Genomic DNA, 13,682 nt, shown 5'->3' on the forward strand with positions numbered 1-13,682 from the left:
CCCATGAGTACCGCAGCAAACACCTCCCTCGACGGCTACGAGGTCTGGTTCCTCACCGGCAGCCAGCACCTTTACGGCGAGGAAGTCCTGAAGCAGGTGGCCGCGCAGTCACAGGAGATCGCGAACCAGCTGAACGCCTCCTCCGCCGTGCCCGTGCGGATTGTGTGGAAGCCGGTCCTGACCGACTCGGACGCCATCCGCCGCACCGCGCTGGAGGCGAACTCGGATGACTCGGTCATCGGCGTCACCGCCTGGATGCATACCTTCAGCCCGGCCAAGATGTGGATCTCCGGCCTGGACCTGCTGCGCAAGCCGCTGCTGCACCTGCACACCCAGGCCAACCGCGACCTGCCGTGGGCGGACATCGACTTCGACTTCATGAACCTGAACCAGGCCGCGCACGGCGACCGCGAGTTCGGGTACATCCAGTCCCGGTTGGGCATCGCCCGGAAGACCGTCGTCGGGCACGTCTCCAACCCCGGGGTGGCACGCCAGGTGGGGTCCTGGCAGCGCGCCGCCGCCGGGTGGGCCGCCGTCCGGAGCCTGAAGCTCACCCGTTTCGGGGACAACATGCGCAACGTCGCCGTCACCGAAGGCGACAAGACCGAGGCCGAGCTGCGGTTCGGCGTCGCGGTGAACACCTGGTCCGTCAACGAGCTCGCCGACGCCGTGCACGGCGCCGCGGAGTCCGACGTCGACGCCCTGGTGGCCGAGTACCAGGACCTTTATGACGTGGTGCCGGAGCTCCGCGCGGGCGCGGCGCGGCACGATTCGCTGCGGTACGGCGCCCGGATCGAACTGGGCCTGCGGAGCTTCCTGGAGGCCAACGGCTCGGCGGCGTTCACGACGTCCTTCGAGGACCTGGGCGCGCTCCGGCAGCTTCCGGGCCTGGCGGTGCAGCGGCTCATGGCCGCCGGGTACGGCTTCGGCGCCGAGGGCGACTGGAAGACCGCCATCCTGGTCCGCGCCGCGAAGGTCATGGGTGCCGGCCTGCCCGGCGGCGCGTCCCTGATGGAGGACTACACCTACCACCTGGAACCGGGCTCCGAAAAGATCCTCGGCGCGCACATGCTCGAGGTCTGCCCGTCCCTGACGGCCGCGAAGCCGCGGCTGGAGATCCACCCGCTGGGCATCGGCGGCAAGGAAGATCCGGTCCGGCTGGTGTTCGACGCCGATGCCTCCCCGGGCGTCGTCGTCGCCCTGTCCGACATGCGGGACCGTTTCCGCCTGGTGGCCAACGCCGTCGACGTCGTCCCCCTGGACCAGCCGCTGCCCAACCTGCCCGTGGCCCGCGCCCTGTGGGAACCGAAGCCGGACTTCGCCACCTCCGCCGCCGCCTGGCTCACCGCCGGCGCCGCCCACCACACCGTGCTCTCCACCCAGGTGGGCATGGACGTCTTCGAGGACTTCGCCGAGATCGCCAAAACCGAACTGCTCACCATCGACGAAGACACCACCATCCGCCAGTTCAAGAAAGACCTGAACTGGAACGCCGCCTACTACAAACTCGCCGGCGGCATCTGACCCATGCCACCGCTGAGGACGGGACGCCCGCGGCTGCCAACGGCAAGAACCCTGTGACCCGCGGCAGGCGGCGGCTGCCGAGGCTTCAGGACGTGGCAGGGCTGGCCGGGGTCTCGCACCAGACCGTGTCCCGCGTGGTCAACCGGCACCCCAGCGTGAGCACGGCGACCAGGGAAAGGGTGGAAGCGGCGATCGTGGAGCTGGGGTACCGCCGCAACACCGCCGCCAGGAGCCTGGTCACCCGGCGCTCTCAGACCATCGGAGTCCTGGGCAGCGAGCTCTCGCACTACGGCCCCGCCAATACGCTGCTGGGGGTGGAACGCGCTGCCCGGGACGCAGGCTACTTCGTGAGTGTCGCCGCGCTGCGGGAAGTCCGGCGGGACGCCATCCTGGACGCCGTGGGTCATTTCCTGGACCAGTCGGTGGACGGGATCGTGGTGATCGTGCCGCACCTTGCCACGCTGGCCGCGCTCGCGGAACTTCCCATCGGGGTTCCGGTGGTGGCTGTGGGTCCCGAGGGAACCGACACCGTGGGTGGTGTCAGGGTGGACCAGCGGCGCGGCGCCGAACTGGCCATACGGCACCTCATCGGGCAGGGGCATGTCCGGATTGGGCACGTGGCGGGACCCCAGGACTGGATTGACGCCGTGGCCCGCGCCGACGGCTGGCGGTCCACCCTGGAGGCCGCGGGACTTGCCGCCGACCTTGTCACCGAGGGCGACTGGAGCGCCGGCAGCGGCTACACGATCGGACGGCGTCTTGCTGCTGCGCGCAGCGCGACCGCAGTTTTCGTGGCCAACGACCAAATGGCTCTGGGTGTCCTGTGTGCCTTGAATGAGGCCGGCATCAGGGTGCCCCAGGACGTGTCGGTGGTGGGCTTCGATGACCAGCCGGAAGCCGGCTACTTCAGCCCGCCGCTGACGGTGGTGCGCCAGGACTTTGAAGAACTGGGCCGGCAGTGCGTCCAGATGATGCTCGCGGCGCTGGATGGCCCGGAGGGGCCGCGGACGCTGGTGGTGGAACCCGAACTCGTCCTGCGGAGCAGCACGGCACCGCCGGCCGGCTGAGGCAACGCAGGAGAGTTAATCCGGGGGAGACGGCCACGAAACGTGCCCACAACATTGCCTGCGTACGTTTCAGGCATGACGGCAAACCTGCTCACCCGGCTGCGCGGCTGGGCCCTGGACATCTTCACCTACGAATCGGAGTCCCAGGCTGCCGGCGCCATGGCCGACGCCACCCGGTGGGGTTGGCTGCCGGCCCTGAGCGGCGTGTCCGTTGGGGCCGGCCATGCCCGCTCCGAGCATGCCCGGACAGGGCCTGCACCAGGTGATATGTCTCCTTGACCACACTATTGCGCCGGTAGCGGGATCATGCCCTAAACTGCTGCACTGAGGTGCCTGAAATGGCGCTGTGCAGCAACGAAAGTGAACACGCTATGGCTACCGATTACGATGCTCCACGCAAGCAGGAAGAAGAGTCGCCTGCTGACTCTCTCGAGGCCCTCCAGGCGTCCCGGAGCGGCAACGCGCAGACCGCAGTTATCGATGTCGACGAGAACGACACCGCTGAAGGTATCGACCTCCCCGGGGCCGACCTGTCCAACGAGGAACTGACCGTCATTGTGGTTCCCGAGCAGTCCGACGAGTTCACCTGCTCGTCGTGCTTCCTGGTCCGCCACCGCTCCCAGGTTGCCCGCGAAAAGGACGGCCTGAAGTACTGCCGCGACTGCGAGGGCTAAGCTCCTTCCTGGATTTTCCCTGCGCCGGCCACCTCCTGGAGGTGGCCGGCGCTGTTGTGTCTCCCGCCGCCGTCGTTACCAAAATGCCCCCTCGTTTCCCGGTTCGGGGACTCCTACGCTGGAAACATCCAATGGCTTCTATTCGTGGATGGCACGGCAATGAAGAAGTTCTGCGTCTGGCTTGCGGCAATCCTTTTAGCCGCAGGCCTGGGTTTTGTGGCGGCGGGGCCCGCGTCCGCGGCCACGCCGTACTGCGGACTCACCTGGGGTTCGCTGCTGAAGACGGACGGCGCCATGAGCGGCGTGCCCGTAACCAACGTCCGGACCGGGCAGCATTACTGCTTCGACCGGCTGGTGGTCGACCTGGGCGGCATGCCCGCACCCGGCTACAGCGTCCGCTACGTAGGACAGGTGATCCAGGACGGCTCCGGGGCAGTGGTGCCTGTGCGGGGCGGCGCCCGGCTCCAGGTCGTCGTCAAGGCCCCTGCCTATGACAACAACGGCCAGCCCACCTACACCCCCGCCGACAAGGCCGGGCTCGCCAATGTTTCGGGTTACCAGACCTTCCGGCAGGTGGTGTGGGCCGGAAGCTTCGAGGGCCAGACAACTATCGGCCTGGGCGTGCGTGCCCGGTTGCCGTTCCGGGTGTTCACCCTTGACGGACCCGGGGCAGGCTCCCGCCTGGTGGTCGACGTCGCACACTACTGGTGAAAGCGCAAAGGTGCCGTGCCCCTGACGGGGCACGGCACCTTTGTTTCGCAGCTGGGTTACTCGGGAACCACCAGGGCGGGGGTGTCCCGCTTGAGGGTGTCGCCGCGGAAGAATCCGGGATGGGTGCGTGACATGACCAGCATGACGACGGCGCCCAGGGCCAGGATGCCGATGCCCAGGATGAACACCAGTCCCACGCCGAACACCTCGGAACCGCTGCCGAACTCGGGTGCCAGGCTGTCGATGGCGGTCTGGACGAACACCACGAACAGTCCCACGCCGCCCACCACCGGGCACACCAGCCGGAGCAGGAAGTGCCGCACGCTGTTGAACAGGCTGTGGCGGAAGTACCAGGTGCAGGCCAGGGCGGTGAGCCCGTAGTAGAAGCAGATCATCAGGCCCAGGGCCAGGATGGTGTCATTCAGGACGTTTTCGCTGACCACGTGCATCACGGCGTAGAACCCCGCGGACATGACGCCGGCGGCAATGGTGGCGAAGCCCGGCGTCGAGAACTTTTTGCTGATCCGGCTGAAGGGCTCCGGCAGGGCGCCGTAGTGGGCCATGGCCAGGAGGCTGCGGGACGGTGACATGAAGGTGGACTGCAGCGACGCGGCGGAGCTGGAGAGCACGGCGAGGGACATCAGGATGGCGAACGGGCCCATGATGGGTGAGGCCAGCGCCGTGAAGATGTTCTCGTGGTTTTCCGCGTTGTTCAGGCCGTTGCCGGTATCACCGACGCCGGCAAACATCATGGTGGCGATGCTGACCAGGAGGTAGATGGCCAGGACGATGACGGCGGTCAGGGTGCCGGCCACACCGGCGGTCTTCTTGCCGTTGGCGGTTTCCTCGTTGACCGTGAGGCAGACGTCCCAGCCCCAGTACACGAAGATGGACAGCGAGATGCCGGCCGCGATCTGCCCGAAGGTTTCGATCTTGGTGACGTCGAACCAGTCCCAGCTGAACGGGATGGCCGTCTCTGAGCTCGACCAGTTGGCGAAGGCCATGGCGACGAACAGGCCAAGCACCAGCAACTGGAAGCCCACCAGGCTGTACTGCACCAGCTTGGTGGTGTGCAGGCCGCGGTAGCTGACCCAAACGGCCAGTGCCACGAAGACGAAGCACGTCAGGACGTTCAGGGCTTTGTTGTCCGCCAGGTCCGCCAGTTCGGCGGAACCGGTGAGCTGGGACAGGAAGAGGTAGAAGAAGTCGACGGCGACGCCGGCCAGGTTGGACAGCACGATGATGTTGGCGGCCAGCAGGCCCCAGCCGCCCATCCAGCCGATCCAGGGTCCAAAGGCTTTGGTCACCCAGGTAAAGGTGGTGCCGCTGTCGGGGGAGTCGGCGTTGAGCTCCCGGTAGGCGAGCGAAACCAGGATCATCGGAATGAACCCGATCAGGAAGATAACGGGCAACTGGAGGCCGGCTTCGTTGACGGTGGGTCCCAGTGCGCTGGTGAGGGTATAGGCGGGGGCAATGGTTGAAATGCCGAGGACGACGACGGCCAGGAGCCCGAGCTGCCCGCCCTTGAGTCCCTTGGCACTGACGCCGTCCGTGGACGGTGCGTGGGCGTGCGGACCGGGTTTGGCCGTACTGGTGCGGATTGTCTCTGTCATGGCACCACTTTCTGGAAGGCTGTGAGACGGAGGTCACTATATGAATGGCGTTCATTTAGTATGGGGGTGCCGGGCTGCGGATGCAAGATGAAATATGAATCACATTCGTTTATGACTCATCTTCAGAATTAGTAAGCTCACTGAGAAATTCGCGGATACCCTGCCGCCACCCCATCCGTGGCTGGTAGCGTCTGCCTTATTGGACCACCAGAGGAGGATGCATGAAAGCTTCACCGACACTGACCAACAACCTGCAGGCCGTACTTGCCGACCTCATCGAGCTCCACGTGCAGGGTAAGCAGGCGCACTGGAACATCGTGGGCACCAACTTCCGCGACCTCCACCTGCAGCTTGATGAGATCGTCGACGCCGCCCGCCAGTTCGCGGATGACACCGCCGAACGCATGCGCGCCCTGCATGCCCTTCCCGACGGCCGCAGCTCCACCGTCGCCGAAACCACCAGCCTGGCCCAGTTCCCCGACGGACTGATCAGCACAACGGATGCCATCGAGCGGATCGTCGCCGCCATGGAGGCCGCCGTGGGCACCATGCGCAAGGTCCATGACGAAGTGGACGAAGAAGACCCCACGTCGGCTGACCTGCTGCACGAGTTCATCGCCCGGCTGGAGCAGTTCGCCTGGATGGTGCAGGCGGAAAACATGAAGCCGACCGCCAAGGTCACCGCCGCCGACTCCAAGTAGCCGGCAGCCACCGCCATCGGCGTGGCGCCCTTTGCAGGGCAATCCCCCTGCAAAGGGCGCTTTTTTCTGCCCCGGCTAGGAAGCCTTCGGCACTCTCCGAAGGACGACGGCGGCCAGGACTGCCGCCGCCGCCATCAGGACCAGCCCAATCGCCGCGGTGATGTGCACGCCGGAGTCGAAGGCGGCGGCTGCGGCATCCCTGGTCAGCTCCGCCAGTGGAGCGGGGAGGCCGGCCGCCGCTTCCACCGCCCCGGCCAGGGTTTCCCTGGCGTTGTGCAGGCCGGGGCCCGGCAGTATTTCCTCCACCCCTGCGGGCAGCCGCAGGTTTTGCTGGTAGGAGGCGGTCAGGATGGAACCCAGCACCGCCGTCCCCAGCAGAGATCCCACCTCATAGCCCGTTTCCGAGATCGCAGCAGCGGCCCCGGATTTCTCCGGCGGCGCTGAGCCCAGGATGAGGTCGTTGGATATTGTTTCCGCCGTGCCGACACCCAGCGCCAGGACCAGCAGGGCTGCCAGCAGCAGCGCGGGGCCGCCGTCGTGGTTCCCGAAGGCAACCATGCTGTAGCCCGCGGCGCTGAAAGCCAGGCCCGCCGCCACCACTGCCCCGGGACGCACCTTGCGGACCAGGGGAACCACGACCAAACCCGACACAACCGTGGCCGCCAGTGCCGGAATCATCGCGACGCCGGCGGCTGACGGGGTCATCCCTTCGAGGAGCTGGAGATGCTGGGCCAGGAACAGGATGAAGCCGTTGAAGGAGAACAGGGCGAGGATGTTGGCGCTGATGGCCATGCTGAACACGCTGTTCCCGAACAGCGACATGTCAAGCAGGGGGTGCTCCAGCCGGTGCTGGCGCCGGACGAATACGACGCCCATGGCCAGGCCGAAGAGGATGCTGCCCAGCCCGGCTGCGCCGGGACCCTCGGTGGCCAGCGCCTTGATGCCGTAAACCACCGGAACCATGACCAGCATGGAGAGCAGGATGCTGGGAATATCCACCTTTCCTGGTGCCGGGTCCTTCGATTCCGGAATAAGGGCCGGCCCACCCGCCAGCAGGGGAAGCATGAGGGGGACTGCCACCAGGAACACGGCACCCCACCAGAAGTGCTCCACCAGCCATCCGCCGAAGATCGGCCCCAGGGCCGCGCCGCCCGAGAATCCCGCGGCCCAGATGGCCACCGCAAGCCGGCGGCGGTTGGGCTGGGGAAAAATATTCCGGATCAGCGACAGCGTGGACGGCATCAGAATGGCGCCAAAGAATCCCAGGGCTGCGCGGCCGGCAATCAGCCACTCAGGCGTGGGGGCGAAGGCCGTTGCGGCTGAGAGGGCTGCGAAGCCCAGGCTGCCAATGATCAACAGCCTCCGCCGCCCGATCCGGTCACCCAGGCTGCCCATGGATACCAGCAGCCCGGCCAGCACCAGCGGGTAGGCGTCGACGATCCACAGCAGCTGCACGCCGGACGGATCCAGGGCGCGGGCAATGGCCGGGAGGGCAAAGGTCAGGGCCGTATTGTCCACTGCCACCAGCAGTACCGGAAACATCAGCAGCGCCAGGGCGGCCCAATCACGCCGGCCGGAGAGGGCCGGGCTGGTCTCCAACGGGGTGGGTGCGGTCGTCGTCATGAAATAACTATACCGTCCAGACGGTATAGTTTGAAAGCGCCGGCATTCCGCTTTCCTGCCGGATGCCGGGCATGATGGGAAGCATGCCCCGAAAGCCTGTAGCCCGTGACGCGGTCCTTGATGCCTTCGAGTCCCTGCTGATCGAAGTGGGGGAGCGCGCGGCCACCCTCGATGCCGTGGCGCGAAAGGCCGGCGTGTCGAAGGGCGGCCTCCTGTACCACTTTCCGAACAAGGAAGCCCTTATCGCCGTGCTGCTCGACCGGCTGGAAGGGCTGGCCAAGGCCGACGCCGATGCCATGGCCTCGGCCAGCGAGGGCGCCGCGGCATACTTCATCCGTTCTTCCGTCTGGGCCGACACTCCCCTGGACCGCGCCATCGTGGCCGCCACCAGGCTTGCCGAAGTGGCGCACGAAGAGACCCGCCGCCGTTTCGCAGCCATCCAGCAGCGCTGGCTGGACGAAATCGCGGCCGACGTGGGGCCGGGGCTGGCCAAGGCCGTGCTGTACATGGGTGACGGGCTGTATTTCAACGCCATGCTGTCCGTGGCGCCCGCGCCGGAGGGCGGAGGGGCGGCCGACGTTGAGGAACTGCTGGCCGCGCTGGAACGGCTTCGCAGGTAGGTTTCGGCATTTGCCGGGAGGGGCCGCCCCGTAGGACAATGGAGAGTTGTGAGGGCTGTCACCGGCCGTCATGAAACCCACAACTTAATAGCCTTTGATCTGCGGCGGGAGAGTTCTGCCGGAAGTACAGGCAGGCGCCGTAGGAGCAAATCCTCCCCAGGAATCTCGCAGGCCCCTGTACCGCCGCGGCGAGGCGCCTCTGGAAAGCAGCAGGCAGTCATCCTTCCCCCTGGGAGGGGCCAAAGGCTGTTGTGCTCACCGACGGTGCAAGCGGGTCCTGCCCAGGCAGGGGACGCGGAAACTCTCAGGTCCAATACAGAGCGGGGAGGAACCCGAATAGCTGTGGCGTACCCTGCGCCGCCTGAGTAAATGGAGTTCCTTGTGTCGGTTACCCCAGCCTCCACCACGTTCGTAGACCGCCATATCGGTGCGCGCCGCCAGGCCGACGTCGACACCATGCTCAAAGCCGTGGGCTACGACACGGTCGACAACCTGGTGGACACGGCGGTGCCCAAGGTCATCCGCCAGGAGACCGCCCTCCGCCTGCAGGACGCCCTCAGCGAGGTCGAAGTCCTCACCGAACTCCGTAAACTGGCGGCGAAAAACAAGACCGCCGTCCAGATGATCGGGCAGGGCTACTACGACACCGTGACTCCGCCGGTGATCCGCCGGAACATCCTGGAGTCCCCTGCCTGGTACACGGCCTACACGCCCTACCAGCCGGAAATCTCGCAGGGCCGCCTCGAGGCGCTGCTGAACTTCCAAACCATGGTGCAGGACCTTGTGGGACTGCCCATCGCCAACGCTTCCCTGCTGGATGAGGCCACCGCCGTGGCCGAGGCCGTGCTGCTGATGCGCCGCGCCAACAAGGACAAGAATGCCAAGGACGGCAAGACCGTCCTGGACAGCGACGTGCTGCCCCAGACCATCGCCATCGTCCAGGGCCGCGCCGAGGCGCTGGGCTTCGAGGTGGAGGTCGCCGACCTGTCCCAGGGACTTCCCGAGGGCGACATCAACGGCATCGTGCTGCAGCAGCCTGGCGCCTCCGGACGCGTCTGGGACCAGTCCGGCGTTATCGCCGCCGCCAAGGAGCGCGGCGCGCTGGTAACCGTTGCCGCCGACCTGCTGGCACTCACCCTGATCACGCCCCCGGGGGAGCAGGGCGCGGACATTGCCGTGGGCTCCGCCCAGCGCTTCGGTGTTCCCCTGTTCTTCGGCGGCCCGCACGCCGCCTACATGGCCGTCCGCAAGGGCTTGGAACGTTCGCTGCCCGGCCGCCTGGTGGGCGTGTCCAAGGACGACGCCGGCGTCCCCGCCTACCGCCTGGCGCTGCAGACCCGCGAGCAGCACATCCGCCGCGAAAAGGCCACGTCCAACATCTGCACCGCCCAGGCGCTCCTGGCCATCGTCGCCTCCATGTACGCGGTGTACCACGGCCCGGACGGGCTGAAGGCGATCGCCGGAACGGTGCACGGCCACGCGCGCACCCTGGCGGCCTCACTTGCCGCTGCCGGCGTCGAGGTCCTGCACCGGAGCTTCTTCGACACCCTGACCGTGCGCGTCCCCGGCCGCGCAGCAGCCCTCGTCGCCGACGCCGAGGCGCGGGGCATCAACCTGCGCCACATCGACGGCGACACGGTCGGCATCTCCCTGGATGAAACCACGACGGCGGCCGTCGTCGCCCAGGTTGCCGACATCTTCGGCGCCCAGGTCGCCGACGGGGACGGCTTTGCCCTCGAAGCCGCCGTTGAGCGTTCTTCCGACTACCTGCAGCACCCGGTGTTCAACACACACCGGTCAGAAACCCAGCTGCTGCGCTACATCCGCAAGCTCTCGGACCGGGACCTGGCGCTCGACCGCACCATGATACCGCTGGGCTCCTGCACCATGAAGCTGAACGCCACCGCCGAAATGGAAGCCATTTCCTGGCCGGAGTTCGCCTCCATCCACCCGTTCGCCCCGGACTCCCAAACCGAGGGCTGGCGCGAACTCATCTCGGGCCTGGAAGCGGACCTCGCGGAGATCACGGGCTACGACCAGGTGTCCATCCAGCCCAACGCCGGCTCCCAGGGCGAACTGGCCGGGCTGCTGGCGATCCGCGGCTACCACCACTCCCGCGGCGAGCAGCAGCGCAACATCTGCCTGATCCCGGCCTCGGCGCACGGCACCAACGCCGCCTCCGCCGTCTTGGCCGGCATGAAGGTCGTCGTCGTGGCCACCGCCGCGGACGGCACCATCGACCACGATGACCTGACGGCCAAGATCGAGGCCAACAAGGACGCCTTGTCCTGCATCATGATCACCTACCCCTCCACCCATGGGGTCTATGACGGCGATGTCCGGGACGTCTGCGACGCAGTCCACGCCGCAGGCGGCCAGGTGTACATCGACGGCGCGAACCTGAACGCCCTGGTGGGCCTGGCGCAGCCGGGCCAGTTCGGCGGCGACGTCTCGCACCTGAACCTGCACAAGACCTTCTGCATCCCGCACGGCGGCGGCGGACCCGGCGTCGGCCCGGTCGCTGCCAAGGCGCACCTGGCACCCTTCATGCCCGGCGACGCGAACAAGGCCGCGCACGAGGCAGGCCACGGTGTCGCGATCAGTGCGTCCCGTTTCGGCTCCGCCGGGGTGCTGCCGATTTCGTGGGCCTACGTGAAGCTGATGGGCGGCGAGGGCCTGACCGAGGCCACCAAGTCCGCGCTGCTCGCCGCGAACTACGTCGCCTCACGCCTGAACGAATACTTCCCCGTCCTGTACACCGGCGAGGGAGGCCTGGTGGCGCACGAGTGCATCCTGGACCTGCGCGAACTCACCGCGAAGACCGGGGTCACGGCCGAGGACGTGGCCAAGCGGCTGATCGACTTCGGCTTCCACGCCCCCACCCTGTCCTTCCCCGTCGCCGGGACCCTGATGGTGGAGCCCACCGAATCCGAGGACCTCGCCGAAATCGACCGCTTCATCGACGCCATGATCAGCATCCGCAAGGAAATCGACCAGGTGGCCAACGGGGACTTCGCCGTGACGGACTCACCCCTGCGCCACGCACCCCACACGGCAGCCGCCGTCGTCAGCTCCGACTGGGACCGCGCCTACCCCCGCGAACAGGCCGCCTTCCCCGCCCACCACAAACAGGACAAGTACTTCCCGCCCGTGGGACGCATCGACGGCGCGGCCGGCGACCGGAACCTCATCTGCTCCTGCCCACCGCTTTCCGAGTTCGAGAACTGAGCCACCCCATGACCGCGAAATATACGGCCCTCTACAACGAACACCAGAAGCTTGGCGCCTCCTTCACGGACTTCGGCGGCTGGCAGATGCCGCTCAAGTACGAATCCGAACTCGCTGAACACCACGCCGTCCGCAAGGCTGCGGGGCTGTTCGACCTCTCCCACATGGGCGAAGTCTGGGTCACCGGCCCGGATGCCGCTGCTTTCCTGGACTACGCCCTGGTGGGGAAGGTCTCCGCCATGGCGGTGGGCAAGGCGAAGTATTCGCTGATCTGCAATCCGGACGGCGGCATCATCGACGACCTGATCGTCTACCGCCGTCCGGCGGCCGAAGACGGCACCGACGTCTTCCTCGTGGTGCCCAACGCGGGCAACGCCGGGACGGTCGCCCGTGAACTGCTGGAGCGGACCTCAGGCTTCAATGCACTGGTGGACGATGCTTCAGGCCGCACGTCCCTCATCGCGGTCCAGGGACCACTGGCCCAGGAGCTCCTGCTGCGCCTGGTCCCGGCCGCGCAGCACCCGATGGTGACCGAGCTGAAGTACTACGCCGCCGTCGAGGTTCCGTTCCTGGTGGGCGGCACCGGCAAGGAACTGCTGCTCGCCCGCACCGGCTATACCGGCGAGGACGGGTTCGAAATCTTTGTGGACAACGACGACGCCCCCGCACTGTGGCAGGCACTGCTCGCCGTCACAGAGGACGGGGAGCTGGCCCCGGCCGGCCTCGCGTCGCGGGACTCCCTGCGCCTTGAGGCCGGCATGCCGCTCTACGGCAACGAACTGTCGCTGCAGGGCGACCCGTTCGCCGCCGGACTTGGCGCCGTCGTCGCGCTCTCCAAGGAAGGCGACTTTGTTGGCAAAGCCGCCCTCGCCGCGAAAAAGGAAGCGGGCGCCGGAAGCACCTCCGGCCGCCGCCTCGTGGGACTCAAAGGCAAGGGCCGGCGCGCCGGGCGCGCCCACTACCCGGTCCTCAAGGAAGGCGCCGCCGTCGGCGAAGTCACCTCCGGCCAGCCCTCGCCCACCCTCGGCTACCCCATCGCCATGGCCTACGTCGACGTCGAACACTCGGCACCTGGCACAGCCCTGGACATCGATCTCCGCGGCAAGGCAGAGCCCTTCGAAGTCGTCGACCTCCCGTTCTACAAGCGCCTCAAGTAGTCCCAAAGCCGGTGTTCGAGCTTGTCGAAATCCCATGGCTCACCTTCGGGACCGGCGGACCGGACATTTTCACGCGTGCTGCTCGTTCCTCGCTTTGACGCACGCTTTCGAAAAGTCCGGCTCCGCCGGCCCCTCGTGCGGAGGCTTCAGTTGCGCGAGGACTTGGCCAGCGGCCCGGGCTGAGAAAGTAGGCGGACGAGGTGCGTGAATTCCCTTGGGCGGCCGAACCAATTCCCGGTGCATCGTTTCCTGCTGCGGCGTCGCTGTGGTGACGTGCTTTGGCGACTGGCCGCATTCCGGAGACGTGCGTCTAAGGGAGCGTCACGTCCGCTTAGCGGGCGTCTTCGCGACCGAGCACGCGGAGGAATTCGGTCAGGCGCGCACCCCAGCCACTCAGAGTGACCCGAACCAGAGTTTTAGTTAGGAATTGTCATGGCAGTCGGAGTTTTCGATCTGTTTTCTATCGGTATTGGCCCTTCGTCGTCTCATACTGTGGGGCCGATGCGGGCTGCTGCTGTGTTTGCTGAGGAGTTGAAGGCCTCGGGGAAGCTCGCGGCTGTGGTGTCGTTGCGGGTGGATCTGTATGGGTCGTTGGCCGCGACGGGGCATGGGCACGGGACGATGACGGCGGTGCTGTTGGGGTTGGAGGGCTATCATCCGGAGCTGATCCTGCCGGAAGAGGTGGAGGAGCGGCTGGCCTCGATCGCGGAGACCGGGGTGCTGAACCTGGCCGGGGCGGTGCCGTTGCCGTACGGGGTGAAGGA

12 protein-coding genes and 1 riboswitch are annotated in these 13,682 nt (G+C 66.9%); of the genes, 10 read left to right on the forward strand and 2 right to left on the reverse strand.

The window, feature by feature from the left end:
- Positions 1–3 precede the first annotated feature (3 nt).
- The 5 genes from araA (at position 4) to PUN71_RS21265 (ending at position 3,976) form a co-directional block, all read left to right on the forward strand.
- Positions 4–1,524 (forward strand): L-arabinose isomerase, encoded by a 1,521-nt coding sequence (gene araA, locus PUN71_RS21245; RefSeq protein WP_277800003.1) that lies wholly within the window; start codon positions 4–6, stop codon positions 1,522–1,524.
- Between the two features lie 92 nt (positions 1,525–1,616).
- Positions 1,617–2,591 carry a LacI family DNA-binding transcriptional regulator gene (locus tag PUN71_RS21250; protein WP_277800004.1) on the forward strand — a complete coding sequence of 325 codons (975 nt, stop codon included), beginning with the start codon at positions 1,617–1,619 and terminating at the stop codon, positions 2,589–2,591.
- Between the two features lie 75 nt (positions 2,592–2,666).
- Entirely contained in the window at positions 2,667–2,870 is a 204-nt protein-coding gene (locus PUN71_RS21255) for a hypothetical protein (RefSeq protein ID WP_043451381.1), read from the forward strand.
- Between the two features lie 92 nt (positions 2,871–2,962).
- Positions 2,963–3,265, forward strand: a complete 303-nt coding sequence (locus tag PUN71_RS21260; RefSeq protein ID WP_018762118.1) for a DUF4193 domain-containing protein — start codon at positions 2,963–2,965, stop codon at positions 3,263–3,265.
- Positions 3,266–3,424: 159 nt separating this feature from the next.
- Entirely contained in the window at positions 3,425–3,976 is a 552-nt protein-coding gene (locus tag PUN71_RS21265; RefSeq protein WP_277800005.1) for an AMIN-like domain-containing (lipo)protein, read from the forward strand.
- A gap of 56 nt (positions 3,977–4,032) precedes the next feature.
- Here the strand turns inward: PUN71_RS21265 and PUN71_RS21270 are convergent, their stop codons facing one another.
- On the reverse strand, positions 4,033–5,589 hold the full coding sequence (locus tag PUN71_RS21270; protein ID WP_277800006.1) for an APC family permease: 1,557 nt from the start codon (positions 5,587–5,589) through the stop codon (positions 4,033–4,035).
- A gap of 221 nt (positions 5,590–5,810) precedes the next feature.
- Here PUN71_RS21270 and PUN71_RS21275 point away from each other — a divergent pair, with 221 nt between their 5' ends.
- Entirely contained in the window at positions 5,811–6,290 is a 480-nt protein-coding gene (locus tag PUN71_RS21275; RefSeq protein WP_043451386.1) for a Dps family protein, read from the forward strand.
- A gap of 75 nt (positions 6,291–6,365) precedes the next feature.
- On the opposite strand, the gene PUN71_RS21280 is transcribed toward PUN71_RS21275, so the two are convergent.
- On the reverse strand, positions 6,366–7,913 hold the full coding sequence (locus PUN71_RS21280; RefSeq protein ID WP_277800007.1) for an MFS transporter: 1,548 nt from the start codon (positions 7,911–7,913) through the stop codon (positions 6,366–6,368).
- An 83-nt stretch (positions 7,914–7,996) separates the two neighbouring features.
- On the opposite strand from PUN71_RS21280, the gene PUN71_RS21285 reads away from it, so the two are divergent.
- The 4 genes from PUN71_RS21285 to PUN71_RS21300 form a co-directional block, all read left to right on the forward strand.
- Positions 7,997–8,533, forward strand: a complete 537-nt coding sequence (locus PUN71_RS21285; protein WP_277800008.1) for a TetR/AcrR family transcriptional regulator — start codon at positions 7,997–7,999, stop codon at positions 8,531–8,533.
- A gap of 95 nt (positions 8,534–8,628) precedes the next feature.
- Positions 8,629–8,726, forward strand: a riboswitch (glycine riboswitch).
- Between the two features lie 188 nt (positions 8,727–8,914).
- Entirely contained in the window at positions 8,915–11,761 is a 2,847-nt protein-coding gene (gene gcvP / locus PUN71_RS21290; RefSeq protein WP_277800009.1) for an aminomethyl-transferring glycine dehydrogenase, read from the forward strand.
- 8 nt (positions 11,762–11,769) lie between these two features.
- Positions 11,770–12,918, forward strand: a complete 1,149-nt coding sequence (gcvT, locus tag PUN71_RS21295) for a glycine cleavage system aminomethyltransferase GcvT (RefSeq protein WP_277800010.1) — start codon at positions 11,770–11,772, stop codon at positions 12,916–12,918.
- Between the two features lie 432 nt (positions 12,919–13,350).
- Positions 13,351–13,682, forward strand: a 332-nt coding sequence (locus PUN71_RS21300) for a serine dehydratase beta chain (RefSeq protein WP_277800011.1), incomplete at its 3' end; no start/stop codon positions are given.

It is taken from the genome of Arthrobacter sp. NQ7 (genome assembly GCF_029581595.2).
In the GTDB taxonomy this organism is placed as follows: Bacteria; Actinomycetota; Actinomycetes; order Actinomycetales; family Micrococcaceae; genus Arthrobacter; species Arthrobacter phenanthrenivorans_B.

Coding starts and splice junctions, on each gene's coding strand:
- araA (WP_277800003.1), top strand. CDS start 4: ATGAGTACCGCAGCAAACACCTCCCTCGACGGCTACGAGGTCTGGTTC.
- PUN71_RS21255 (WP_043451381.1), top strand. CDS start 2,667: ATGACGGCAAACCTGCTCACCCGGCTGCGCGGCTGGGCCCTGGACATC.
- PUN71_RS21260 (WP_018762118.1), top strand. CDS start 2,963: ATGGCTACCGATTACGATGCTCCACGCAAGCAGGAAGAAGAGTCGCCT.
- PUN71_RS21265 (WP_277800005.1), top strand. CDS start 3,425: ATGAAGAAGTTCTGCGTCTGGCTTGCGGCAATCCTTTTAGCCGCAGGC.
- PUN71_RS21270 (WP_277800006.1), bottom strand. CDS start 5,589: ATGACAGAGACAATCCGCACCAGTACGGCCAAACCCGGTCCGCACGCC.
- PUN71_RS21275 (WP_043451386.1), top strand. CDS start 5,811: ATGAAAGCTTCACCGACACTGACCAACAACCTGCAGGCCGTACTTGCC.
- PUN71_RS21280 (WP_277800007.1), bottom strand. CDS start 7,913: ATGACGACGACCGCACCCACCCCGTTGGAGACCAGCCCGGCCCTCTCC.
- PUN71_RS21285 (WP_277800008.1), top strand. CDS start 7,997: ATGCCCCGAAAGCCTGTAGCCCGTGACGCGGTCCTTGATGCCTTCGAG.
- gcvT (WP_277800010.1), top strand. CDS start 11,770: ATGACCGCGAAATATACGGCCCTCTACAACGAACACCAGAAGCTTGGC.